The organism is Pseudomonadota bacterium, assembly GCA_039818985.1.
GTDB lineage: Bacteria > Pseudomonadota > Alphaproteobacteria > Sphingomonadales > Sphingomonadaceae > Alterisphingorhabdus.
On the sequence record JBCBSU010000001.1, the window covers coordinates 2,152,657 to 2,178,999 of the forward strand.

Annotated in this window: 12 protein-coding genes; 1 reads left to right on the plus strand and 11 read right to left on the minus strand. The window is 60.5% G+C overall.

Features of this window, described 5'->3' with window-relative positions; all coding sequences use genetic code 11:
* Window positions 1–63: 63 nt before the first annotated feature.
* The 9 genes from AAFX04_10315 to AAFX04_10355 all read right to left on the minus strand — a co-directional run bounded on the left by AAFX04_10315 (window position 64) and on the right by AAFX04_10355 (window position 21,214).
* A complete protein-coding gene (locus AAFX04_10315; GenBank protein MEO1045822.1) occupies window positions 64–8,892 on the minus strand; it encodes a hypothetical protein in 8,829 nt (2,942 codons plus the stop codon).
* Window positions 8,893–8,942: 50 nt separating this feature from the next.
* A complete protein-coding gene (locus AAFX04_10320) occupies window positions 8,943–10,760 on the minus strand; it encodes a ShlB/FhaC/HecB family hemolysin secretion/activation protein (GenBank protein MEO1045823.1) in 1,818 nt (605 codons plus the stop codon).
* A 72-nt stretch (window positions 10,761–10,832) separates the two neighbouring features.
* Window positions 10,833–11,675 (minus strand): hypothetical protein, encoded by an 843-nt coding sequence (locus tag AAFX04_10325; GenBank protein MEO1045824.1) that lies wholly within the window; start codon window positions 11,673–11,675, stop codon window positions 10,833–10,835.
* A 1-nt stretch (window position 11,676) separates the two neighbouring features.
* Window positions 11,677–12,495 (minus strand): hypothetical protein, encoded by an 819-nt coding sequence (locus AAFX04_10330; GenBank protein ID MEO1045825.1) that lies wholly within the window; start codon window positions 12,493–12,495, stop codon window positions 11,677–11,679.
* Complete coding sequence (locus tag AAFX04_10335) at window positions 12,482–14,512, minus strand: adenylate/guanylate cyclase domain-containing protein (protein MEO1045826.1); 2,031 nt, start codon at window positions 14,510–14,512, stop codon at window positions 12,482–12,484. The genes AAFX04_10330 and AAFX04_10335 overlap by 14 nt, the downstream gene beginning before the upstream one ends.
* Window positions 14,513–14,515: 3 nt before the next feature.
* Entirely contained in the window at window positions 14,516–17,623 is a 3,108-nt protein-coding gene (locus AAFX04_10340) for a CHAT domain-containing tetratricopeptide repeat protein (protein MEO1045827.1), read from the minus strand.
* Between the two features lie 328 nt (window positions 17,624–17,951).
* Complete coding sequence (locus AAFX04_10345) at window positions 17,952–18,626, minus strand: nitroreductase family protein (GenBank protein MEO1045828.1); 675 nt, start codon at window positions 18,624–18,626, stop codon at window positions 17,952–17,954.
* A 33-nt stretch (window positions 18,627–18,659) separates the two neighbouring features.
* On the minus strand, window positions 18,660–20,072 hold the full coding sequence (locus tag AAFX04_10350) for a sorbosone dehydrogenase family protein (protein ID MEO1045829.1): 1,413 nt from the start codon (window positions 20,070–20,072) through the stop codon (window positions 18,660–18,662).
* A gap of 95 nt (window positions 20,073–20,167) precedes the next feature.
* Window positions 20,168–21,214 carry a calcium/sodium antiporter gene (locus AAFX04_10355; GenBank protein ID MEO1045830.1) on the minus strand — a complete coding sequence of 349 codons (1,047 nt, stop codon included), beginning with the start codon at window positions 21,212–21,214 and terminating at the stop codon, window positions 20,168–20,170.
* 200 nt (window positions 21,215–21,414) lie between these two features.
* On the opposite strand from AAFX04_10355, the gene AAFX04_10360 reads away from it, so the two are divergent.
* The gene (locus AAFX04_10360) at window positions 21,415–23,592 is read left to right on the plus strand and encodes a M13 family metallopeptidase (GenBank protein ID MEO1045831.1); all 2,178 of its coding nucleotides are present in this window, start codon (window positions 21,415–21,417) and stop codon (window positions 23,590–23,592) included.
* A gap of 176 nt (window positions 23,593–23,768) precedes the next feature.
* Here the strand turns inward: AAFX04_10360 and AAFX04_10365 are convergent, their stop codons facing one another.
* Window positions 23,769–25,265 carry an efflux transporter outer membrane subunit gene (locus AAFX04_10365; protein MEO1045832.1) on the minus strand — a complete coding sequence of 499 codons (1,497 nt, stop codon included), beginning with the start codon at window positions 25,263–25,265 and terminating at the stop codon, window positions 23,769–23,771.
* Window positions 25,265–26,308 carry an efflux RND transporter periplasmic adaptor subunit gene (locus AAFX04_10370; protein MEO1045833.1) on the minus strand — a complete coding sequence of 348 codons (1,044 nt, stop codon included), beginning with the start codon at window positions 26,306–26,308 and terminating at the stop codon, window positions 25,265–25,267. The genes AAFX04_10365 and AAFX04_10370 overlap by 1 nt, the downstream gene beginning before the upstream one ends.
* Window positions 26,309–26,343 lie beyond the last annotated feature (35 nt).

Genomic DNA, 26,343 nt, shown 5'->3' on the forward strand with positions numbered 1-26,343 from the left:
AACTCGGCACAAATGGCGGCAACCGGCCAGATTTACCCGACCAGTTGCCGTCATTCCTCCTGTTTATTCTTCATCATCCTCGGTCGGTGGCGTCCACAGATCATCATTGCCCGAGCCGGTCACCGGCTCGTCAATCACCGGTTCAAAGCCGATTTCCTCCGAATTGCGCAACTCAATCAGGTCGATCTCGACACCAAAGCCGGCAATCGCCTCCTGACGATTTTCCTCTTCCTGATCATCGACCTCTTCTTCAATAACATCACGCTGCACAATCTGCGGTGCCGAGTCATCGCTGGTTGGCGGTGTGGGTGTCGGGGTCGGGGTAGGAGTCGGAGTGGGCGTAGGCGCCGGCGTTGGAGTCGGTGCCGGTGTAGGCGTCGGGGTTGGTGTCGGCGTGGGTGTGGGTGTCGGGGTCGGCGTCGACGTTGCACAGCTTGCCGGATCGGCAATCACACAGCCATTGATCGTCGAATCAGTGTCGAAGATCGGGGTGCCGCCGCCCGCCGTGATGGTGGCGGCAGCGATGACATCGATGCCGGTAACGACACCGCCACTGGCATCGATCAACACCCCGTTGATGACAATGATGCCATTGCCCTGCGGATCGATATCGATGGTCAGGCTGTTCGCGGTGAAGCCCCGGCGGTCATCGAACTCCGTGCCCGCGGCGCTGTTCTGGATCGCCAGCAGCGACCCGGCCTCGAACGACAGCGCCCCGGTGCGGAAGAAGCCATCGGCATTGTCGACACCGTCATTATTGGCGAGCCGTGTATCGATAGCGGCGGCGCTACTCCCGCTGATATCGGCAAAGGCGGCGTCGGTGACGGCGAAAATCTGCGACGCGGTGACCCCGATGGAGCCGGTAAAGCCGCCATTGGGATCGAGCAGCTGGATCGTGCCGGTCTCCGCATCGAGACGGAACTGGCCACTGACATCGAAGATCAGACCGTTATTGGCATTGGCGTTGGCGGCGCTGACCAGCCCGTTGACGATCATCAGGTCACCCGCCTCAAAGAAGACCGAGCCACCGGATCCGATATTGCCATCCTGCGGATCGCCGGTTCCCTGGCCCACGGTGATCGACAGATCACGAATGATCATGTCGCCATCAGGACGCGAAAGCGCGGGCGAGACAAAGCGGATATCTCCGCCGGAGAAAACCCGGCTGAACTCGTCATTGTCGATAACATAGCCGGTGCCACCGGTACCACCGATGAGCATCTCGGCATCATTGGTGTTATTGAACTCGATCAGGCTGGTGACATCGGAGCGACCGACCTGACCGCTGGTGCCGATGGCGATATCGCTGGAGGTGAAGAATATCTCAGCCCCCGAAGCCAGCGCATCAACGCTGATGGTGCTGCCTGCGGTGACAATCAGCTGGTTGCCGGCCTCGACATCATTGACAAAGCTGACATCGCCGCCGGTAATGCTGATATCGCCGACACCCGGCGAACCGATAACCACTGTCTGGAACGGTGTGACCAGCGTGGACAAGGCCGAAATGCCGCCACTGTTCGGATTGCCTGGCGCGGTGCCGGAAACCATTGAACCGGCAGTCACCGAGCCATCGGCAACAAGGGTGATATCCCCCGCCGATGATGCGTCGAGCAGGCCGAGATCACCGGCTGAGGTGATGTCGATATTGCCGTTGCTGGCATTTGCGCTGGTGATAACAAGATTGCCCAGCGCATTGACGAGTATCGCCTGGCCGTCAAGCGTGGCATCGCCGCCGACGCTGAGATCAGTGGTTACCTCGACACCACCATTATCTGCCTGCATCAGCAGACCGCCACCAATATCGGCGGTATCGAAAATTACCCCGCCATCGCCGACAAAATTACCGCTATTGGCCACACTGACATCATCAATGGTGATGGTTCCATCGGCGGTCACTTCGGCTTCACCTGCGTTGAAGACACTGCCGTCGATGTCGAGGAATGACGTCAATGTGGCAGTGCCGACGACATCGGCCTGCTGAAAACCGATCAGACCGGCATCGATGCTGAGCGTATCGCTGGAATCGATGAAGTCGATATTGACGAAGTCGGCAGCGATAATGTCGATCGTGTCGCCGGTCACCTGAAATGCCGACATGTCGCCGGTATCGATGCTTACATTGCTGCCTTCGATAGTGTCGGCACTGAGGCTGCCCGAATTGATGAACACTTCGTCAAAACCGAACACTTCATTCACAATGATGATATCGGCGGAAAGATCGGTAACGCTGCCATCAAATGTACCGAAGTCGATATCCGTTGCCGCAGCAGACATTGAGAAGCCTGCCGATGCCGAAGACCCGGTAATGGTGCCATTGGCAGACAGGTTTATGCTGTCATCGGCAAAGATATCGCCGATATCGATATCGCTGGCGCTGATATCAATGATATTGGCGCTGCTGTTGCTGCCCAGAAAGGCAAAACCGGCAGCGTTGAGCAGTATGTCATTACCCGACGGATCAGCATTGCCGATCAGAATATCGCCGGCATCGACGGCGATGTTACCGGCACCGACGCCGAATTCACCGACATCAAAGGTGCCGGGCAGAACATAGACATCTTCCAGTTCGCCACCCACTTCTGCCACCGTGGTCAGCTGGCCGCCCGCGAGAATCGCCGCTGCAGTGATACTGTCTGCGACGGTGATGCCGATATCGTTGCCGCTGGTTAGCGAACCGGTGCCGATCAGGCTGCCCTGTTCCGCCAATATGGTAATCTGGTCACTGGAAAGCTGGGCATCACCGAGCAGGGTTACATCACCCTCCTGCGTTTCCAGAGCCAGGAAGTCTGCGCCAATCACCTGTGTGGTTTCACCCATGGTGCCCAGCACGATTTCGCTGCGCGTCGTCACCGCCACATTCAGCGCATCGATATTGCCATCGGTAAGACGGAAATCGATTGGGGTGCCATTCTGGCCGATCTCCACCGTATCATCGGCGACGATGCTGGCGAGGCAGATATTGCCTTCAAGACAATCGGAGACCAGTGCGCCTTCATCATTGCTGCGCGGATCGCCGGTGGCCGGGGCACTGGTGACATCGGCAACGAGGGACGATGATGTGATCACGCCGTTCAGCGCCTGGATCGCATCACCGCTCATGATCACCGCTGCGCCGCTGGCATCAAGGCTGCCCTCGATCAATATGCTCGATATGCCCGGTGGTGTTTGACCAAGAACGTCCAGCGCACCGGCGGACAGGATCAGGTTGGCCGGGCCATCGGTAGCGCCGCCACCGCCATAGCCAAAGTCGGGGATCGGATCGAGCGCGCTGGCAATGGTTGCTCCGTCTTCGACAATGATATCATTGCCACTGCGGAACTGAACACGATTGTCCGAGCTGATAGCAGCGCCAGACCGGGCGATCACAGAACCGCCCGCGTCAACTTCGATAAAGGCCGCTGCAGAAACCCTGCCGGTGATTATCGTATCGAAATCGATAAATGCCCTGCCGCCAGTTACAGGATCCACAACCGCACCGGACTCGATGAATATGCCGGCACCATCGGCCTGACCATTGCCGCCATCAAAGGCGTCGCCGGTCACCACCGCATCTCCCACGGTCACCGATTGCGCGGCGGAAAGCGTAATGAACTGTTCGGCCAGCAGATTGGCGACATCGATAAAGCCCTCGGAACGGATATCGATTACCCCGGTGCCACCGTTGATCAGCGTCCCGCCGGCGCTGGTGACATTGCCCTCGGCAAGGATGAAGATATTCTCGGCAAAGACCGTGTTGCCGGAACCGCCATTGAAAGCGGTGGTGGTGAATGCGGAAGCATTGTTCGGCCGGTTGCTATGCTCTGCCGCAACCGATCCACCGGCAATGATGGTAAGATCACCGCCAATGGTGAAGTTGCCGCCGCCGGTCATGGCGAACCCGACATCACCGCCGACATTGACCATCGCATCGCCCGAAACCGTGACCTGGCCTGTGGTGCTGTTGACGAAAAAGCCGCCCACGAAAATATCGTCCTGCAACTGCTCCAGCGCCTCAACGCTCAGGCTATCGAAGACGATGCCGCCATTGCTGTCATCGGCAAAGCTGTTGATCTCGACACGACCGCCAAAACCATTGGGGCTGGTGATGCTCGGCGGGCTGACACCCGGGTCGATGGTCTGGCCCGAAAAGCCATTTGCGGTGAACTGGGTATTGCCGAAGCTGATGCCACCGGCATTTCCGCTGCCATCCTCGGTCTGGACAACACGCACCGTGCCGCCGCTGCCGACACCCCCCAGACCGTCGCGTCCGCGCGTGCCATATCCGGCTTCAAGGCCGCCAATAAAGCCGTCTCCGGCATCGCCCGCCACACTTACGGTGACATCGCTGAAGGTGAGACGGCCACCGGCCGCAACAAGCTCTACCGTTCCACCCACGGCAAGGCCGCCATTGCCGCCATCGCCACCGGTCCCGCTGGTGGCAAAGTCGTTGGCTGCACCGCCTGCACCGCCATCGCCGCCCAGACCAAGTGCAGAAAAATCGGCCAGCGCATCATTGAGCACCATGATCGCGCCGCCTTCCTGGGCCCGCAGCAAAACGGTACCGCCTATGCCATCGCCGCCATCACCACCATCGCCGCCATCATCGCCATTGGGTGTCGAGCCGAAATTGTCGGCACCTTCAACGCCGGTTCCGCCTATGCCATTGGCTTGCATGGTCAGCGCCTCGAAAGACACGACTGCCCCGGCATCAGCAATCAAAGCTGCAGTACCGGCGGTGGCATTACCGCCATTGCCGCCGCTGCCAACATCACTCGAAGTGCCACCAAAGCCGCCAAAAGCATTGGCACTGACTGTCGGATTATCGAGTGTAACGTCAGCAGCGGTAACGACTATTTCTGCCGTGCCGGCAGTGGCATCGCCGCCATTACCGCCATCCAGGCCATCGCCGCCGGCACCGCCGGTCGCATCGGCGCTGACCAGAATCGTGCCAGTCGGAGCGGGTGTCGGCAGGATATCCTGATTGAGCAGCAACGACGCGGTGCCGCCTATGCCATCACCGCCATTGCCGCCGGCTGCACCGGGGATGCCAAAACTACCTTCATTGGTGCCTTCACCACCATTGCCATTGGCGAGAACGCTCAATTCGTCGAAGGTTACAATGCCGGCATCATCGCGGAATATCGCCGTGCCACCGGTACCGTTGCCGCCATCACCACCGTTGAAACCCGGGTCGCTGCGGCCACCGCGGCCGCCAAAGCCCTCGCTGGACACAACTATGGTGCCGGCGTTCACCGTGGCCGATCCGTTATTGATGAACTGAGCCAGACCGCCCTGTCCGTCACCGCCCCGGGCAGCCGGTCCGTTAAGCGAGCCACCACCAAAACCACCGGAACGGTTGCCACGCGCAAAGACGTTGAGCGTACCGACTGTGAGCGTGCCCGACAGCGCGTTGAAAGTCGCCGTGCCGCCAATGCCCTGCCCGCCATTGCCGGGGTCATCACCATCGGCCGCATTGCCAAAGCCACCCGAACCGCCATTGCCATCGGCGGTAACAGTCAGTGTATCGATGACCACAGTGGCACCATTGAGGTTGAATATGGCATTGCCGCCGCGGCCTGTGCCGCCATCCCCGGTTTCCGTGCCATTGAAGATGCCGCCACCTTCACCGCCAAAACCGTCTGCGCCGACGCTGATAAAGTCGGCGTTGAAGGTACCGCCCAGCAGGTCGAAGGTTATGTTGCCACCAGTGCCGGTACCGCCGTCGCCCGCATTGGGCGAACCGCCGCCCTCGACATCGAAGAATACCTGACCATCGCTGCTGGCAAACAGATCCTCAAATGTCATCGCGCCATTGGCACCATTAACACGTATTGTCACGTCACCGCCCACACCCTGGCTCAGTTCACCACTGGAGTCGAAACGTGATCCGCCGGTTCCGTTACCGCTGAGGAAGAGGCTGCGGCTAAAGGTGATCGCGCCGTTATCGGCCTCGATGAGGATGTTGCCGCCTGTGCCTATAGTGCCGTCAAAGCCATCGCCGCTGGCTGCATCGGCGTTAATCGAGTTGAACCCGGTCGACGTAATCGACCCGCCATTGACAGACCGAAGCGTGATGTTCCCTGCAGTAGCATTGGCAGATGAGTTAATCGAAAAGCTCGTGCCATTGGCCCTACTGTCGAAATCGATCGAACCGGTGGTGACAGTGCCGTTATCGGCAAGGAGCTGCACATTGCCACCAATAACAGTGGTATCGCGGGAATTCTCGAACGCACCGTTAGCGCTCATATTGATGCTGCCATTGACATTCAGCACAGCACCATCGGCGACCAGCAAGTCGCTGTTCAGCGCAAAGCCATTGGCACCATCACCGAAAGTGCCGTTATCCAGTGACAGATTGTTACCAATACCCAGGGTAACGTTGCGCACTTCCAGGCTGCTCCGCCCGAATGTCGCCAAACCACCTTCTTGCGACTGCGCAAAGGTAGACAGGTCCAGGACGCCGATAAAATTATGGGTGCCGCCTATGACCCGCATGGCAACCGTGCCGGCCGTTGCATTGTGCGGATTGCCGTTGGTGCCGAAGCTGGCAACCGCATTGGCCTCGGCCGTAAAGCCGTCAATGCCGAACGCACCACCGGTGGTGGACAGGCTGCCGTCGAGCAGATCAATGGTGATATTACCGCCGAAAGAATCATTGCCTTCGAGCGGGCTGACAACCTGGGAGAACGCACGATTGCCGGTCGCGGTCAGCAAGGCACGGCCCGTCTCTATGGTGCTGGATGCGCCGTCGAGCGTAAAGCTGATCGATCCACCGGTCGCGCTGCCGGCTGCATCCGGGGTCGAGCCTCCGGTAGCATCGGCTGCAATCGAAAGCAGATCATTGACCTCGACTATGCCGCCATTGGTTACCGAGAAGGCGACGCTGCCTGCTGTCGCATCCTCACCGGGGGCACCGCCATTGGGCGTAACCAGCCCGACAGCATTGGCATCGATGATGAAGCTTTCGCCAATACGGATAATGCCGGCATCGGTGCCGCCCTGCACATCGATATTCACAATGCCGCCCCTGCCGCCGCTGCCGGCGCTGGCGGTCAATGTGCCATCAACCTCGATAAGATCGGCATTGGCGACAATCAGATCGATACGGTCTGCAGCATCAAGGCTGACACTGGCGGTGCTGTCAAAGGTACGCCGGGTAATGTCGATAGCGTTATTGGCAAAAGCGGTCAGATCGTTGGACAGCACGGTATCGCCAAATGTGATATTCGCGGTCCTGCTACTGTCCTGAACGGCGGGAACGGTCTCTCCGAAAACGCTGTTGCCTGCGGACAGGATGATCTGGCCATTCAGCTCCTCGGCCCTGACAGCCGGAGAATAGCCGATATTGCCCGATACCAGAATGGTCAGCGCGTCGTTTTTCGGTACCGCGACCATGTAGATATTCTGGACATCTGTGGTCGGATCGGGAACACCGCCGACCAGATTGGGACGCCGTGCCGGCCCGCTGGTGGTGCCGTTATGGACCACACCATTGGCATCGGTCGTGCCGACAATGACATTAATGTCGAACAGTCCTTCATTGATACTGAGGTCGACCTGCTCGGCCGCAACATAGGCGACCGAACCATTAACGCTGACATTGCCATCCTGCTGAACGCGCGGAGCCACCATGGCAATATAACTGCCCTGGTTGAGCGCACTGATCTGGGCACCATTTTCGATTACCACCGCCGACAGACTGTCGGAAGCACCGCGAAAGCGAACAACATTGCCCGCGTCAAGCAGACCGCCCGTCGTGTCGATATCATTGGTGGTCAGCAACAGGCTGCCGACATCAAATGTCGATGTCGACCCGGCAATGATGCCGCCGGGGCTGTAGAACCAGATATTACCGCCTGTCGGACCGTTGAAAATCCCGTTGGCGTCGGTGCTCGTGCCCAGAAAGCTCTGCACCGTGCCGCCGAAATTGACCGCGCGGATATCGCCATTGGCATCGACCGCAGGCAGGATGCGATTGAGCACCGTATATCCCGATGTAGGACCGGCAAATTGCAAAAAAGTGTCTTCAGGAAGGATATTGATGGCATCCTGTGTCGTCGAGAACAGCGCGGTGTCCAGTGGCGTCCAGTTGATAATCGCCTCCGGGCCGGTGAGCGTGACCTGGTCGACGACCGCCACAGGGCCGGCACCGAAATTGAAGCCAAAGGCATTCGCATCATAGACGCCATTGCCGAGGATGAATGTCGGATTGGCCTGTATCGTCTGAGCGAGTTCTATGCGTTGCCCGACAGCAAATGGACGGTTCTGGACAGTTAATGGCCCTCCGTCCTGAAAGGGCAGGTTTTCCAGATCATTCGGATCAATCCCCGCATTGCCGTTTATCGCGATGGTCTCAGATCCACCGCGTCCGGGCAAACGGGGTATATGCGGTATATTCTCGGCGCGCAGCGGCGGACGATGCGGTGCCTCCTGCACCTGCATTGGCGGCGTCTGCGGAGCGTTTTCCGCACGCATTGACGGCATATGCGGTGCATATTCCACTCGCATCTCCGGCATGTGCGGTGCATTTTCGACCCGCATCGACGGCATGTGCGGTCGGCTCTCCTGCACCATCACCGGCATGGCCGGGCGCCGCGACGGAAGCGGAGCGCGCGGTGTCACAACAGGCAAGGAGCGCGGCGGCGCAGGAACAGGAACACTGGGCACCGTCCTTGGCGCAGGCGTGGGCCGCGACAATGTAACACGATTGGGCAAGGGATAATTCTGCACCGAAAAGCCGGGATGGCCCGCGCCTGCCCCAGCCACGGTCTGGGCCTGTGCCGGTGATCCCAGACTCAATACCAGAGCGGCAGCCACCGCAGAGCCGGTGGTCAGAAGGCGATGCCGCATAGTGCCGCGATGGCGTGTTTGCACGATATCTGCCTGGCTTTCCCTCCTGTTATGATCGGCCATGGTCCTGCTCCTCATCCCTTCAAACATCGTGCTGCTATTGCGTCCCCACATCAGCGCAAATTCCACGGTGCCAGCTGCACCGAAAGCGTAAACAGAAAGCGCACATCGCCAACGCTGGTCTGGAAACCGGCGCTGTTGAGCGGCACCGCAATCAGTGCATCGAGCGTCGCGGTATTGCGCAAATTGGCCCTCAGGCCCGCACCAAGCGAATAGAGCTCCTGCGGATCGAGGCCGTTAAAGGCGGCATCTTCATTCCACACCCAGGCAGCGTCGAAAAAGGCATAGGGCTGGAATGCCGAAGCCTTGGGTCCGTCGGGTATCAGCGAGCCATAGGCAATCTCGTTGCGCACACCGATACCGCTGTCACCAATGATCACGCCCGGATCGAAACCCCGGCCAACAGTGAAGTTGCCGCCGGAAAACTCCTCATAGGCAAGCAGCGGGTCCGGTGCATATTGCACCCGCGGCGCGACGCTGAGAAGCAGGTCGGGCGTTGGGCGATAATCGAGCTGCGCATTGGCGCGGAAGACAAACTGGGTGCCATCGGCCTCGATACGGCTGGGCGGAATGACATTGCCCAATATGCAGTCGGTGAAGTTGACACCACAACCCGGTGTCGCGCCGAAGATATCGATACCCTGGCGCAACTCGATTCCTGCAAGAAACGACCATTTCGGTTCGACCGCAGAATAACCATCGCGTCCGGTAATGCTGGCAGAGGCAATCTCGCCATAATCGAGCCGGGCATAAAGCACGCTCAGCGTATCGCGGGTCAGCGGTGCGACACCGAAATCGACATCCTGGTCGATATATTCAAACCCGAATGTGCCCGACAGATTCTTCGCCTGGCTGCGGATAAATGGGTAACGCATGTTGAGATTGGCGACCAGCGTTTCGGAGTCGAGCAGACCGTTGGCCCCGACGCTCGGTTCGCTCCAGCTATAGGTGAAATCACCGCCTATAGTGAAACCCTCGCCACCCAGAGTCATGCGGTGCGCCAGCTGCAGAACCTGCTGTTCATCAAAATCAAGGGTCGAGAAAGCACTGATTGTGGTCTGGTCGCCCAGCCCGGTGATACCGTTGATGCTGACCCGGGCCAGACCGCCAAACCGCCCGACTTCACGACTACCGAGATTCTGGATCGCAACATCGGCAAAGACAGGTGTGCGGATCACCGAAAACTCGCCGATCACCTCGCCCGGCGCGGCATTGGCCGGGCGCAGCGCGAGGCGGACATCCAGCCCTGGAATATCACGCATCAGCAGCAGATAGCGCTCGGCGTCGACGATGTTGAACACCGGCTGGCCCGATAGCTTTTCGATATAGCGCGCCAGCACCTTTTCCGATGGCCCGGCATCGCCGCGAATTTCCACCCGGGTCATCCGCGCGACCAGCAGATCGAGCGTCACCACACCGTCGGAAATCGACTGAGGCGGTACCTGCACCGCAGCGAGATAGCCTTGATTGCGCAACGCCGTCGCTGCCCGGTCACGAATCTCGCAAATAATCGCGACCGAGTTTTCCTGGCCGATATAGGGGGCAAAGCTGTCTGCGAGCAGGCTGCGATCGATCGCATCGGGACCGTTGAAGCGCACATTGCTCAGGGTGAAGCGGGTCGAGGCAAATTCGGGGGCCGCCAATGGACAGGGCGCACGCTCAAATTCGGTATCGACGCTGATCGGCTGGCCCTGCACCGGAGCAGCGCGGTCCGGGTCGGTACGCTGAATCTCTTCGCGGGTCACACCGCCCGGAACGCCCTGCGCTGCCACCGGAACCGATAGCAGCATCAGCGATGCCGTCACGCCTGCAGCAAGCAGTCGTGTCGCCATCTTCCCGGTTTTTGCCAGCCTGGCAATATCCTGCCTCATAAACTCCCCTTCACATTCCAAGGCACATTCATCCGGCGCGACATAGCGGCATTGTTCTCACAGCCTGTGCGTTCACATCGCTGCGGGTGCCGTTTCCCTTTCCCTATGGACGAGCTGAATTGCATCGCCTCCCGGCGATGGCAGCACGACCCCATATTGCGGATTCCTCAGCTTCTCAGCGGCATATTCGAGCTGTACGTCGCAGCCATTGTCCAACAGCACAGTGGCAAGACTGATAGGATCATCACTCTCGATATCCACTTCTGTAAGATAGATCTTTACCGGTTCGGTCTCGCCATCGGCGGGGTCCTGTGTGAGCTGCCACGCCTTTATTCCGTCCGCCATCGCCGACGACCAGGCAACTTCATTGGTATCGGACGGGAAATAGACCAGCCTGCTCTCTCCGCCCTCGATCGGGTCCAGGCGCAAACGTTGTTCCCGTCCTCCGCGTTTGCGCCACAAAGTGACGCGCGCACCTTCCGCCAGGCAGACCGTGCCGCCCTGCCCGATATCGACAAACCACATCGTCCTGGGTTTTTCATTCTCATAGAGTGTGCCGCCGCCGGGAGCGGGAACAGGGCCGCGCACCGCTCCGGCGCGCGAGCGCTGTGTGTTGCGCAGCGAGCGGGCAATACCCTCTGCACGCTCCTGCGCTCTTGGGTGCGGTGCGTCGAGCCGCATCGTCAGCGGCCCCCTCAGCACCCTTGTACCCCCGCCATCGAGAAGCAACAGGCCATCACCCTGTTTCAGGCTAATCTCGGCATCATCGGCCAGGCGAGTTCCACGCGGATAATCGGCAGCCGACGGACCGGCGGAATCGATGACCAGCACATCCGCCCGCGCCGCTGCGGGAAGCGCAAGCGCCAGTGCGGCAAACAGCAGCACGACACGGCAGGAGGATGCGATCGGCAACATCTTATCCGGCCATGTCCGTCGTTGCTGCATCCGTTGCATCTTCGGTGCCCAGTGTATCGACGAGCAGATCAAGCTGCCGCTGACAACCGCGATCGATCAGCGCCGCAGCGATATCATCAAGAGCTTCGGGCACATCTGCCATCATACGCACGGTTATCTGTGCCGGCTCTGTGGCGTCCGGCATCGCCAGGCTGTAGCTGCCGCCATCGGCCAATGGCACAGTCTCGACCGGCCAGCGCTTCAGCGCATTGCCACGACGCCACTCAATAGCAGCGGAACCACCGCCGCTGGCAGAGACAAGTGTCGCGGTTTCGCCGCTGCGTACGCTTTTGCGCCACAATACCGTCGCCTTGGGGTCGACAATGCAGTAGATGCCCGGACGGCTGGTATCGACGAACCACAAATTCGGGCTGCGTACCGGAGCCTGGCTATCGCCGGCACGCGCGGTTCCTGCGCTGCGTACCGCCCCGGTGCGGGCACGCCGGTTGCTGCGTGTAGTCAGCAGCGAGGCCATGCCGCTGGACCGGCTATTACTGGCGACACGACGATTGAGCGACACCGTTTGTGGCCCGCGCAGCACCCTGGTGCCGGCCTTGTCGAGAACGGTGATGACATCGCCGCTTTTCAGCGTAATGCGTGCATCTGCAGCCAGCTTCTTGCCGGCAGGATATTGTGATGCCGATGGCCCGGTTGAACGCACCACCACCGATTGCGCCATCGCAGGCACCGTCGCCGCAGCGAACGCCCCCGAGACGATCGCCGCCGCCAGGGCAGCCTTTAGCGTCGCCTTTCCTGTCTTTCTGGTATTATCCCAGAACATAGCTTTCTCCTTTTCCGGTTGCCTGCAACCGTTTCATCAAATTGCTCAGGGCATTATCTTCGCCCCATTTCGCGATAATGTCTGTGAGCCGTGACACAGCGCTGGAATCACCCTCGGCATGGGCGGATACAATGCTTGCCAGTTCGGCGCGCTGCTCGGCCTGCCATTCGGGCGCAGGCTCGAAAATCTCTACCGGAGTGGCGCGCCCCCGCAGCGTGATGGTGCCCATGGGCCGATACCAGTCCAGTCCCGAACGCTCGGCCGCCTCACGGCTGACCAGCACCCTGGTGTCTAGCGCCTTGTTCGCGGCTTCGAGCCGTGCCGCAGTATTCATGCTGTCCCCGAAGGCGGTGTATTGTATCCGCCCCTCACCGCCAAAATTGCCGACTATCGCTTCGCCGAAATGCATGCCGACGCGGGTACGGCCAATCGGCGGAACACCGGCTGGCGCGGAGTTGCGGAAATCCTCCCCGGCCTGGTACATGGCATAGGCCGCGCGTGCTGCCCGTTCGCCATCATCAGGATAGGAAATCGGTGCGCCCCAGAAGGCAACGACAGCATCACCGACAAATTTGTCGAGGGTGCCACCATATTCCAGCACCACCGCCGCCAGCCGGTCGAGATAATCGTTGAGCAAATGGGCCACCATTTCCGGTTCGATAGCGTGACTCAGCTTGGTAAAGCCCTCGAGATCGGTAAAGACGCAGAAAATCTCGCGCTTCTCACCATGCAGCGCCAGCTTGTCCGGATCCTGCAGGATTTCCGAAGCGACCGATTTGGGCAGATATTTGCCCAGAGCGCCCTGGGCAAAGGCGCGCTGTTTCGAACCGATGACCCGTGCCGATGCGCTGATCGAGGCATAGGCGATCAACCAGCCGGCGCCCCAGCCAAAGGACGGCAGGCCCAACGTGTGTACATTCATCGATTCCAGCCAGAAGGGCATGGCGAGGAAAAACACCAGTTGCAGGATCAGCAGCAGCGCGATCACCCAGGCACGGGCATTGCTGACCGCAGTCAGTCCACCGGCGATGATCACCAGCAACGCCGCCAGCCACAGCACAGCGCCGGGAATGGTCGCCGGCTGCTCGCCGTCAAGCAACTGCGCCAGCATATGCGCATGAACTTCCAGCCCGATCATCTGGCTTGCCCTGGTGACTGGATCGCCAATGCGGGTGAACGGGGTGTCGAACTGGTCAAAATCGACGAAATCGCCGCCAATCAGCACGTGCCGCCCGGCAATCTGTCCAGCGACGATCTTGGCGGTTGCCGGGTCCGCCAACAGATCGATTGGGATTTTGGCGAAAACCGGGCGGTCAACCGCCTCGGGCGCGCGGAACAGGATTGGCCCTTGATAACTGTCAAAGCCCTTGGCCTCTCCGGCCAGCGCGATGGAGAAAAATGGTGGCAATTCCTCGGGCTGGTCGGGCCAGCGGCGCACCACGCCATCACTGTCGGTCTGCAGCCGAATGCTGCTTGCGGCGCTGTTGCCGGTGGTGACATCATCGAGATAGGCTTCGAGAAACTTCTGCTGCTCGAAGCGGATCGCCTCGGCATTGGTATCCACCGAAGCATAGGCAATATGCGTCGGCGTGGCCATGTCGAGCAGCGTCCGCTGCAACAGCGGGTCATCATCCTGCGGCTGGTCGAACAATATATCGATGCCGATCGATTTCGGCTGCAGCGCATCGATATTCTGCAGCGCATTGGCAAGAATGGTGCGATCCACCGGTGATCGCTGGCCGGTGTCGCGCAATGTCTTGTCGGTATAGACGACCATAACGATACGCTCATCCTGCGCCGCCTGTGGTGCGAAATTGGCCGCGCGGATATCGTAAAGCGCGCTTTCCGCATCGCGCAGCAGCGGTACATCCCAGCTGAACCGTGCGATCAGCAGCGCCAACAGGATGAAGAAGACGGTCGCCACCAGCCGCACAGGACCCAGTTGCGAGATCATCCGCCTGGCCGTGCGGTCAACCTCGACACTTGATGGTGCAGCGGAGGGGGCGATATCGGTCATGCGTCAGTCCGCAGCCGCCGGGCTGGCTGCGCTATCCATGCGCAGGCTGCGCGCACCGTCGCCGATCACCGCAAAACCGGCCCAGTAATAGGGATGCGACGTTATCGGGTCATCCATTAGCGGCTTTTGCGCGGCTGACAGCGCCGCCCATATCGCCGTGTCCTGCCCTTCGGCAAAAAGCGTGGTGATCAGTCGCGATGTCGCATCGAAATCATCGGGTGCCGGCCAGTGGCTAGCGAGCACGGAACGGCCACCGGCGCCGATAAAGGCACGCACCAGACCATCGAGCGAACCGCCGCCACCCGTGTCCAGCCCGGCCTCCCGCGTGGCCGCAACCGTTGCCTTGCCGGCGGTGTCACAGGCAGAGAGGATCACCAGATCGGCGTCGAGCCTCAAGTCGAATATTTCGCGAAAGGTCAACAGCCCGTCGGAATCGTCATCGCCAAAGGAGGTCAGCAGCGCCGGGCGTGCCGGACATTCGGGACGCGGCGCGGTGACCAAACCATGGGTAGCGAAGTGCAATATGCGATAGTCATCCAGATCGCCGCGCGCCTTGATAGCGCTGTCGCTGAATGCCGCACCAGTGAGCAGTTCCGACTGCGACTGGCCAACCAACGTGCCGACGGCACGCAATTCCGCTGCGGAAATCGGCTTGTTCCACTCTGCCAGTGGCCAGGCACAGCCCGCCGTACCCTCCCCTGTCGGTCCGCGAGTGCCACTGATGCGGGTTTCGCCGAAAATCGCGGCATTTTCGCCCATGCCAAGATATTGCCGGCTTGCGCCCGATGCCGGTGCATCCCGGGCATCGACAAAGGCTCGCGCCGACACCGCGGTACTCACCGCCAGATCACGCGCCAGCCATCGGACATCGCTGACATCGAACGGGTCGCCATCGATGCTGTCGGCGCGCGCAGCAAAGCGCTCCACCGAGGCATCATCTGTGACCAGCAGGTCGATCGGCAACCGCAGCAGCGCACCATCAGGCTCGAAAATCAGATGGTCGAGATTGCGCAGAGGGCCGTCAATCGGCTGGAACAGGTCTCTATAGAGCGACCGGGCATTGGCAACATCAAAGGGCGTGGTCAGATATTGCCGGGACACCGGATCGAATTCGGAAATGGTCTCGCGTATCGCATCGACACGGCGTTCCATATCGGCAGCGCTGAGATCAGCGCGCCAGGCACGGCTGGTCTCGCCGTCGGTAAAGAACACATAGACCTTGCCCGAAGCGACCGAAATGCGGCTGAAGCCTTCGCCCGGCTTGATCGCATCGGACAGCTCGTCAAGGCCGAGAAGCCGCGTCGCCAGCGCGGTATATTGCGGATAGGCCGAGAGGCTGATCAGCACCTGGCGCTGCGCCGCCTCCAATCGGTCAATTTCGCTCGCCAGCGCAACGCGGCGCTGGGCAACACTGCCCTGGTCCTCGACTTCGCCGAGCGCGGCAAACTCGATCCGAAGCCTCTCGACTGAGCGGGTAAGGTTGGTCGACTGGCGGAACAGCCTTGCCGCCTCGTCATCGCCGGCGCTGAGTTCGCGTGCCAATATCGCCTGGGTCTCGGCAACACCGGGCCGGACCAGTATCTGGGTCGCCTCGAAGAACTCCTGCACATCTGCATCACTGGCATTGCCGTCACCCACCAGCATGTCGAAATAGGGCGCCAGCTGATTGGCAAATCCGGTCAGTGCGCTGCGCCGGTTGAGCGAGTTTTCCACCACCTCGCGATACACGGCACGCGCCCTGTCATTCTCGCCGCGACGCACCAGATATGCCCCCAGCCGCGCCCTTGCCGCACTCAGCGCGCGCGTTTCGGGATATTGTGTCTGCAACAGTGTGATCGCCTGCTGATAATAATCCTCTGCCGTCGCATAGTCGCCGCCATCTTCGGCTATGACACCCAGTTCGGTGAGTATCTGGGTACGCAACCGGATAATCGATACGACCCGGCCATCGCGCACCGCCATGACCTCTTGCAACGCCTGCAACAGGCCTTCCCGCGCCACTTCAGGCTGGCCCGAAAGCCGCTGTGCCGTGGCAACCAGGTGCCTGGCCTGCGCATCGATGATGATCGCTCGCTCCTCCGGCGTCAGTTTGAGATCATCGACAAAACCCAGAATGTCGCCAAGGCTGGTCTCATTGTTGATCCGGGCTGAAATCGGGCGGGTGATCTCGCCCTGTTCGCGCAACACCCTAGCGCTGTCGACAATCGGCGCGATCGGTTCAGCAAGCCGCGCCCTGGCGGCGTCATATTGGCGCTGGTTGATCAGGTGGATTGCCTCGAAATTACGCCGCAGCCGCGCCTGCACCGGATCGTCGGTCGGGCTGCGTCGCGCCTCGGCAAACAGCGCATCGGCCTCGGCAAATTCGCCGAGATTGGATTTTTGCAACGCCCGGTTGATGATGAACTCCGCCGGGTCGAGGCTGGTTTCCTCGCCGATCAGCCGCTGTTCGAGCGTCTCGAAAAACGCGGCCGCATCAGCATAATCGCCACGATTATTGCGTCGATAGCCCTCAGCCAGTGCCTGATCCGGCTCGAGCGTCAGTGCCTGCACCCTGGCGAAGGCGGCGCTGTCGCCGAATGATGTGGTAACAACGCGGATATCACCATCGACCAGCCGGTCGGTCATCACCGATTCCAGCGCCAGCCGCAACGCATCATTATAGGCGGAAAAGCCCTCGGCAACATAATGCGCCTTGCCAGTCTTGCGGCGCAAAATGGTGTAGGGCAAATTGCCCTCGCGCCAGATACAGGAGCGCGCATCGGAACTTGCCGCCTGTTGCGAGGTAGAGCAATCGACATCATCGCTGCGCCGGGTCGTCAGCCGCTGCGATACGTCTCCAGCACTCTCCCTAAGCGCAAAAACATAGCCGACCGGCTTGGCGGAATCGCGGCAAACAATCGCCCAGCTACGGTCAAATGGAGAGATATTGGCAGGATCGAGCGACCGGCTCTGGGCCTGGCACAGCGTGTCGCCACCACCGCTGCCGACCGGAAAGCTGTCGCGCAGACTGACCGGCTGCTGGGCCTGAACGGGAACGACCGAGGCTATTGTGGCGAGCGACAGACCAATAGCCAGCGCAGCCTTGCACGCCAGCTGCGAAGAACGCATCATCCTGTCAGGGAGATGGAGAAATGAAAGCCTCCCGGTTGTCCTGACGGGAGCATCTTCCTCACAAAACCGCATCGCACACCCCTCTTGCAAATGCCGCCGCCCGGCGTTCCCACGCCGACAGCATCCATTACAGTGCGACCCGATTTAAGCCCCGCTATGCGCAGCCCAGCTGCAGCCTTATGAGACTCATTTCACAACTGTTATAGGATGTATCAGACATTAAGGGAAGCCATGGTGCCACAAATCACAATTGTCGCAACTTTGTGTAATAATGGCACAATCAGCAAGAATATCAGGGTGATCGCAGCCCATCGGCAAGGTGCGGTTGCTATGCGAAGCCGTGAAATGATATTGCTTCCGACAGCGGTGCGCGCGGCACAGGGAAGCGGTTGACCGGTGCCTCCGGATCGCGATGACCGATAGCCATGCCGCAAAAGAAGATATGGTCATCGGACAGCCCCAGCGCAGTGCGGATTTCTGCGCCATAGATCGACCATGCCTCTTGCGGACAACTGTCGAGCCCGGCTTCGACCAGCAACAGCATCAGCGTTTGCATCCACATGCCGATATCCGACCATTGGGGCGGTCCCATATTTTTCGGTGTATGCACGAACAGGCACACCGGCGCGTCGAATGCCTGGAAATTGCGCGCCATCTGCATCATCCGGCCCATCTTGTCCTCACGGGCTATGCCAAGGCTGTCATAAAGCGCCTCACCAACACCATAGCGACGGCTGCGATAGGGTTCCTGCAGACCTTTGGGATAGATGGGATATTCCGGCGATTGCCCGTCCGGCCCGAGGGGCAGCTTCGTGGCCACCGCCGCCTTGAGCTCTGCCAGTGGTTCACCCGTCAGCACCTCGGCATGCCATGGCTGGAGGTTACCACCCGATGGCGCATATTGTGCCGTTTCCAGTGCCTGACGCAATATGTCCGTATCGACCGGTGTGTCGAGAAAATGACGGACTGAGCGGCGGTTGCGCACGGCTTGGGTGACGGTCATGGACATGTCCTGCAGCAAGGGTTGGTAAAAGGATCAGGCAGCTTCGTCGACAGCGGCTCCGCTATCATCGTCGCTGTCGCCACCAATGGGCGGGCATGAGCCCGGCTCTGGCGCGACACGCCAGATGATGCCCGCGGTATCATCGGTAACCAGCAGCGCACCGGTAGCGTCGATCTCGACCATGGTCGGACGACCGCGGGTATCGCCATTATCGGTGAGGAAGCCGGTCAGCACATCGACCGGCAGGGCATCCTCAGGCTCGCCATTGTCGGCAAAGGCGACGAACACCACATCATAGCCCGATGCCGGCTTGCGGTTCCACGATCCGTGACGGGCGATAAAGGCACCATTGGCAAAGGCGTCACAAAATACCGATTCATGCGAGAAGACCACGCCAAGTGGCGCAACATGCGCGCCAAGAGCATAGTCCGGGCGGCGGATATAATCGGAGAGGTCGCGCAACAGCACCTCCTCGACCCGGCTGTCGCGATAGCCGCCCCAATAATAATGCGGCCAGCCAAACTGAATACCGACATCGACTTCGGCAAGATAGTCGGGCACCAGATCGGGACCAAGCATGTCGCGCTCATTGACCACGGTCCACAGCCCGCCGGTAATCGGATGGAAATCCATGCCCACCGGATTGCGCAACCCTGAGGCATATTCGCGCAACGCATTGCCGTCATCGAGCTTGATTTCGAGGATCGCGGCACGCTGTTTCTCACTGTCCATGCCGTTTTCACCGATATTGCTGTTGGAGCCGACCGCAACGAACAGGCTGGTGCCATCGGGTGAGGCGATGAGGTTTCGGGTCCAGTGGTTGTTCGGCTTGGAGGCGTTAAGATCGGCAATCTTCTCGCCCTTGGCAGTGATTTGCGTATCACCCTCGCTATAGGGGAAAGCCAGCACCGCGTCGGTATTGGCGACATAAAGCGTGTCACCGACCAGCGCCATGCCGAAAGGTGAGTTCAACCCTTCAAGGAAAACGGTTTTCTGCTCGGCCACACCGTCGCCATCGGCGTCGCGCAACAGGCTGATACGGTTGGCAGAGGCTGAGCCGGCACCTGCCTGCGACATCAGGTTGCGCATCACCCAGCCCTCTATGCCTTTGTTCTCGCGCGGCGGGCTGTTGGTCTCGGCTACCAATATGTCGCCATTGGGCAGGCGATACATTTGCCGCGGATGGTCGAGTGCTTCGGCAAAGCGGGTCACCGTCAGGCCCTTGGCGGCAATCGGTGCCTCATCTTTGGCCCAGCCGGCAATCTCGGCAATATTGATCGTCGGAAAGCGCTCGATGCGCGGCTCGGAGATCACCGGATCGGGCCCGCTCAGCTGATCCAGTGTATATTCCGCCATTTGTCCGCGCAGCAGGAAGAACGCTGCCGCAACCAGTATCGCAATGACCAGAAAGATGAAGATCAGGCTGTTTCGCACCCATGTACGCATATCGTTCCCCTGGGACCCTTGGCCCATATATTTTCCATGTTTTGATCAATATAGCGCTGGCCATTGTGCCTGTCACGCCCGGCAGCGCTGTTGACTCAGATAGTCGCGACCTTCCAGCCGATATAGCTCAGATAGCACAACAGCAGCAGCACGCCTTCGCGGCGGTAGATGCTGTAATGCGATGCGGCGCACAGCATCATGATGATGGCCGACATCATCAGGATCGGCAGATCGGGCATCACCAGATTATCGGGAAAGCCTTTGGGTGACAGCACCGCAACAGTGCCGCCAATGCCCAGGATATTGTAAATGTTCGAGCCCATGACATTGCCCACCGCGATCTCGCCCTGGTTGCGCAAGGCGGCTACAAGCGAGGTTACCAGCTCGGGCGCCGAGGTGCCCATGGCGATCACGGTGATTCCGATCAGCGTCTCGCTGAGACCGAATGCGCCGGCAATGACCACCGCCTGCTCGACCAGCATTGACCCGCCACCCAGGATCAGCCCCAGTCCGATAAGCAGGATCACAAGCGAGGACGGCACCGGATAGCGGTAATAGAGGCCGAGTATTCCGCTCGCTTCCGGTCGGGCGGCGATCTCCACCGCATCGTCCAGTGCCTCGCCCGGCTCTTCATCGACGCCCAGTATCTCGGCATTGGCGATGCCGAAGTCCCCGGCGGCAGTCACCCCGCCGCTGCGTTTTTCCTGTATAACCGCATAAGAGAGATAGCCGATCAGCAACGCCAGCATCGCCACGCCCCAGAGTCGACCGATATTGCCATCCATCGCCAGCATCCACAGCATGAAGGTGGCGACAATGACGACGCCCCCATCGCGCCATAACGGACCGCGCGTTACCGCCAGCCGACCGACCGTTGCTGTCGCCCCCAGGATCAATAGGCTGTTCGCCAGGTTGGAGCCGATCACATTGCCCCAGGCAATGCCGGGCGCACCGATGCGACTGGCTTCTATGCTGGCGGCCAGCTCGGGTGCCGAGGTGCCGAAACCGATGATCACGATGCTGACGATCAGTGGACTGACGCCAAGACGGTCGGCCAGCCGTACCGCACCGCGCACCAGCAATTCACCGCCACCGACAAGCAGCGCCAAACCCACTATGAGGAGAAGAATGGAGACCAGCATTATCGCGTCGGATTAGCAGGCCATGGGCCAATGGCAATGCCGGAAAACCCCGCATTGCCATTTTGCTTTTGTTTCGCAACGAGAATGTTGGTTATCGAACCGGCTGGGGTTTTGGCAGAAGTGATTTTGCGCGGGACAAAGCTGTGCCATATGCAACAGACTGCACAAAATATATCCAGAATAATGGGGAGCCATTACCAATGAAGAAGCTGTTTGCCACCGCGTCGTTCGCGGCGCTGGCTATTTCCACTGCGACTGCCGCACAGGCGAAAACCGGCGATATCGAAGCCAGCGATCGTGATACGCTGATCGCAGCGGAAGAACAAGGCGGTGAGGAAGGCATCAACACCACCGCGCGTGACTATTGGGGCGATTGGGGTGTCGACACCACGCTGTTCAAGCCAAGCGTGCATCCCGGCGACGACTTCTTCGCCCATGTGAACGGCAAATGGGTCGACAGCTTCGAAATTCCCGCCGACCGTTCGCGCTATGGCGGCTTCACACTGCTGGCCGAGAAATCCGAACAGCGGGTCAAGAAGATCATCGATGAGCTGGCTGCGGAACAGCCCGACCCGGCGACACTCGAAGGCAAGATTGCCGCCTATTACAACACCTTCATGGATGTCGATGCCATCAACGCCGCCGGTCTTGCCCCGGTTCAGGGGCTTATGGGCACGATCATGGCCATCGACAGCCGCGAAGATCTGGCCAAAGCCTTTGGCATGACCGGCCTTTCGGCACCACTGGGCGGCTGGGTCGATGTCGACAGCAAGCAGACCGACCAATATACCTTCTATGTCAACCAGTCCGGTCTCGGCCTGCCCGACCGCAGCTATTATCTCGATGACAGCGAGCGCAACCAGGATATCCGCAAAGCCTATAAGGAATATCTGACCTTCCTGCTCGGCAAGGCGGGATATGAGGACCCGGCCGCCGCCGCCGAAGCGGTCTATGGGCTTGAGCGCCAGATTGCCGAACAGCATTGGGACCGGGCGCTGGGACGCAACCGCAACCTCACCTATAACAAGGTCGACCGGGCCGGGCTGATCGCCATGGCCGGCGGTTTCCCGATCGCAGCCTTTATGGACGAAGTCGGCCTCGGTGATAATGACAGCTATGTCATCCGCCAGCTCACCCCGACCGCCGAGGAAATTGATGAGAACGGCCTGACGCCGGAACAGCTGGCCAAGCTCGGCGCCGGTATTCCGGGCCTGCTGAAGCTCGCCAATGAGGCACCGCTGGCGACATGGAAGGCCTATCTGGCAGCACATATGCTGTCCGATGCCGCCTCAGTGCTGCCGAGCGATATCGATGAGGCGAGCTTCGCCTTTTACGGCAAGAAGCTGGGGGGGCGCGAACAGCAGCGCGAGCGCTGGAAACGTGCCGTCAGTGCCGTAGAGGGCGCATTGGGCGAAGGCGTCGGCAAGGTCTATGCCGCGCGCTATTTCCCGCCCGAGAACAAGGCGGCAATGGATGAACTGGTCGAGAATCTGCGCCGCGCAATGGCGGCCAATCTCGATGATATCGAATGGATGGGCGAGGAAACCAAGGTCGCCGCCCGCGACAAGCTGGCCAAGTTCACGCCCAAGATCGGTTATACCGAGAAGTTCGAGACCTATGACGATCTCACCGTCGAACCGGGTTCGGCCTTTGGCAATATGATGGCTGCCAATGACTGGGCATTTGATGACATGCTGTCCAAGCTGGGCGGGCCGATCGACAAGACCGAATGGTTCATGCTGCCGCAGACGGTGAACGCCTATTATTCACCCAACCGCAACGAGATTGTTTTCCCTGCAGCTATTCTGCAACCGCCTTTCTTCAACCTGTCGGCGGACCCGGCGGTCAATTACGGCGCCATTGGCGGTGTTATCGGCCATGAAATGGGCCATGGCTTTGACGATCAGGGCGCCAAGTCCGATGGCGATGGCGTGCTGCGCAACTGGTGGACCGAGAGCGACCTCGCCAATTTCCAGAAGCTGACCAACGCGCTGGTGGCCCAGTATAACAGGCTGTGCCCGCTCGATGATGGCGAGACCTGTGTCAACGGTCAGCTCACCCTGGGCGAGAATATCGGTGACCTTGGCGGCCTTTCCATGGCCTATCGCGCCTATAAGCTCTCGCTGGGAGGCAAAGAAGCACCAGTGATTGACGGGCTGACCGGTGATCAGCGCTTCTTCATGGCCTGGGCCCAGGTGTGGCGCAACAAATCGCGCGAGGAATATCTGCGGCGCCAGCTCAAGACCGACCCGCACTCACCACCGGATTTCCGCGTCAACGGCATCGTGCGCAATTTCGATGAATGGTATGAAGCGTTCAATGTCGGCCCCGATCATGAACTCTATCTGCCGCCGGAAGAACGCATCCGGATCTGGTGATATCGGTCTCCCCTTCGGTCTGGAGAGAGGAAAGCAAGACAAAAGGGGCGGTTCACATGGATGTGTGCCGCCCCTTTTGCTTGTCCGGGGCCGCCAGGGAGGGGGAGATTGGCCCCGGCAAACGCCCGAGAGGGGGAGGTCGGGCATCTGTTCGGAAATGCGATAATGCGCCTGGTCTATGGCCCCTCCGCTGGCTGGACCACCTCGACCACTGATGTTGCGGTTTGCGGTTCACCCCCAATAGCGCGGTAGAGCGCAATACGCTGGCGTCGAGCATTGGCCTCGGCCAGCACCAATGCCTCGGCCGAGGCATTGGCGTTTCGCTGCGCATCGATAACGGTGAGGAAATCGTCCAGGCCATTGCGGTAGCGGATATCGGCAAGTGTAGCGGCGTCACGATCGGTCTCCGCCTGGCGCGCCAGCGCGGTCACTTCAGCATCGGAAGCGGCCACTGCGGTCAGCGCCGCCTCGACATCCCCCAGTGCGGTGAACAGGACGCGGCGATAATCGGCAAAGGCGAGTGCTGCCTCGGCCTCACGCTGGTCGATCTGCGCTCCAATACGGCCAAAATCGAGCAACGGTACCGTCGCGCCGCCGACCACCGAGCCGATGATCGCATCGTCACTGAACAGATCGCCCAGTGCCAGCGCAATCAGGCCCAGACTCGCCTGTATCGAAAAGCTGGGATATTGCGATGCCACCGCCGAGGCGAGATCGGCATCGGCGGCGGCAAGACGATATTGCGCGGCGACGACATCGGGCCGGGCACGCAACAGTGTCGACGGCACGCGCAACGCCGGAACGCTGGCAAAACCGGCAGAGGCTTGCGCATCACCGGCACCAAGCTGCGCCTTGACCTGCTGCACCGACTGTCCGGTCAGCGTCGCCAGCCGCGCGACAATCGCGCCTTCTTCAGCAACCAGCGGCGCGCGGCGCGATTCCGCGCGGCGCAGCAGCGACTGGGCACGCACGGTATCAAATTCAGGTACCAACCCTGCCCTTGCGCGCTCACCAGTCAGGGCTTCAAGTGCACTGAGGTCGGCAATTTCGGCATCGATAACCGCCCGTCGCGCAGCCACAGCACGATAATCGGCAACATTCAGCGCGATATCTGCGGTCAGCGCCAATCTTGTTGCCGCGGCATCGGCGGTGCTGGCATCGAGCCGCAGCGCCGCTGCGCGCTCGGCAGCGCGGAGCCGCCCGAAAAGATCGGCATCCCAGCTGGCATTGAGCGAGGTGCTGAACAGCGTCTGGTCCTGGTTGATGACAAAGCCGCCCGGCCCGCCACCGTCTCCGCTATCTCCGCCACCGCCGAATTGCGCCGGATTGATCCGCTGCTGCGTTACCGAGGCCGAGCCGGTGATATTGGGGAAACGTTCCGCCCCGGCACCGCGCAGCCCGGCCCGGGCAACATTGATCCGTGCCATTGCTGCGGCGAGATCGGGGGCATTGCCCAGAGCGGTGTCGCGCAGCGCGATGAAACCGGGGTCGTCAACCGGCAGCAGCGCGGCAATGGTCCCGGCCTGTTCGCTGGTGGCAAGGGGAGCGGCAAAGCCGTCGGGCAACACCACCGTTTCCGGTGCGGGCGGCCTGGTACCGGTCATACAGCCGGCAAGCAGCGACACACCAGCCAGCAGTGGCCATATCTGCCGATGGCCGAAATGCGGTGCCATCACTGCGTCTCCGCCTTGTCGCGGGATTTGGTGTCGCGGGATTTGGTGTCGCGGGATTTGCTGTCGGGGTCGTCCTCGGCCTGGGGCGCGATCGCCGGGACAAAGGCATCGACCTGCTGGCCGATAAACAGCCCATGATCATCCCCGGGCAGCGCATAAATCAATTGCAGCACCCGTACATCGACCCGTTCGGAGGACGAGTTGGTCAGTGATGTCTTGGGTGTGACCAGCGGCTCGGCGCGGACAAAATCGACATTCACCTTCTTGTCGCCATTGCCGCGCGGACTGACCACAGCAGGATCACCGAGCGACAGCCGTTCAATCTCATTCTCGTCAATATCGATGCGTACATGCAGCGGATCGGTATTGCCCATGATGATCGCCGGCTGAGCGTTGCCGCCCATCTGGTTGGTCTGGGCAAATTCGCCGGGGCGGATATTGACGTCGAGTATCTCACCCGCCATCGGCGCACGCACTACCAGACGATCAAGCGTCACTCTGGCACTGGCAAGCTGCGCCTCGGCCTCCTGCAATTCGGCGCGCGACAGTGCCAGCCGTGCACGCGCATCGCGTACTGCGGATTCACGATCGATCACCTCGCGTTCCGAAATGGCCCGGCTATCGGCGATGTCGCCGTACAGTGCCAATTGTTGGCGCGCATTGTCGAGCGTGACGCTGGCGGCGGCAATGCTGCTTTTCAGCCTTCTCACCCTGGCCTCGGCCTCGCGCCGCCGCGCCGTGGCATCGCGCGCATCGACCGCGAACAACAGCTGGCCCTTGCTGACCGTATCGCCGGCGCTGACATAAAGCTCGGACACCACACCGGCGATTTCCGGAGCGATATCGACCAGTTCGCTCGACGGCTCGACCACGCCTGCCCCGGCAACGGTTGCCGCCTGGCCGGAGGGCGCAGTTGCCGGGATGGAATCCGGGTCGGTGGTGGTGCTGTCAGGTTGCGATACGAACACCATATAGGCCGCCGCGATCATTCCGATGATCGCGATAATCGGCAATATCTGGCGGGAAAAACTGAGTTTGTTCATGGGTTATTCCCTGAAGGCATAATGGGTGTGAGAGT

What these genes read in the sequence shown, in the direction of transcription:
- AAFX04_10315 (MEO1045822.1), bottom strand. Translation starts at nt 8,892, where the DNA reads ATGGCCGATCATAACAGGAGGGAAAGCCAGGCAGATATCGTGCAAACA.
- AAFX04_10320 (MEO1045823.1), bottom strand. Translation starts at nt 10,760, where the DNA reads ATGAGGCAGGATATTGCCAGGCTGGCAAAAACCGGGAAGATGGCGACA.
- AAFX04_10325 (MEO1045824.1), bottom strand. Translation starts at nt 11,675, where the DNA reads ATGTTGCCGATCGCATCCTCCTGCCGTGTCGTGCTGCTGTTTGCCGCA.
- AAFX04_10330 (MEO1045825.1), bottom strand. Translation starts at nt 12,495, where the DNA reads ATGTTCTGGGATAATACCAGAAAGACAGGAAAGGCGACGCTAAAGGCT.
- AAFX04_10335 (MEO1045826.1), bottom strand. Translation starts at nt 14,512, where the DNA reads ATGACCGATATCGCCCCCTCCGCTGCACCATCAAGTGTCGAGGTTGAC.
- AAFX04_10340 (MEO1045827.1), bottom strand. Translation starts at nt 17,623, where the DNA reads ATGATGCGTTCTTCGCAGCTGGCGTGCAAGGCTGCGCTGGCTATTGGT.
- AAFX04_10345 (MEO1045828.1), bottom strand. Translation starts at nt 18,626, where the DNA reads ATGACCGTCACCCAAGCCGTGCGCAACCGCCGCTCAGTCCGTCATTTT.
- AAFX04_10350 (MEO1045829.1), bottom strand. Translation starts at nt 20,072, where the DNA reads ATGCGTACATGGGTGCGAAACAGCCTGATCTTCATCTTTCTGGTCATT.
- AAFX04_10355 (MEO1045830.1), bottom strand. Translation starts at nt 21,214, where the DNA reads ATGCTGGTCTCCATTCTTCTCCTCATAGTGGGTTTGGCGCTGCTTGTC.
- AAFX04_10360 (MEO1045831.1), top strand. Translation starts at nt 21,415, where the DNA reads ATGAAGAAGCTGTTTGCCACCGCGTCGTTCGCGGCGCTGGCTATTTCC.
- AAFX04_10365 (MEO1045832.1), bottom strand. Translation starts at nt 25,265, where the DNA reads ATGGCACCGCATTTCGGCCATCGGCAGATATGGCCACTGCTGGCTGGT.
- AAFX04_10370 (MEO1045833.1), bottom strand. Translation starts at nt 26,308, where the DNA reads ATGAACAAACTCAGTTTTTCCCGCCAGATATTGCCGATTATCGCGATC.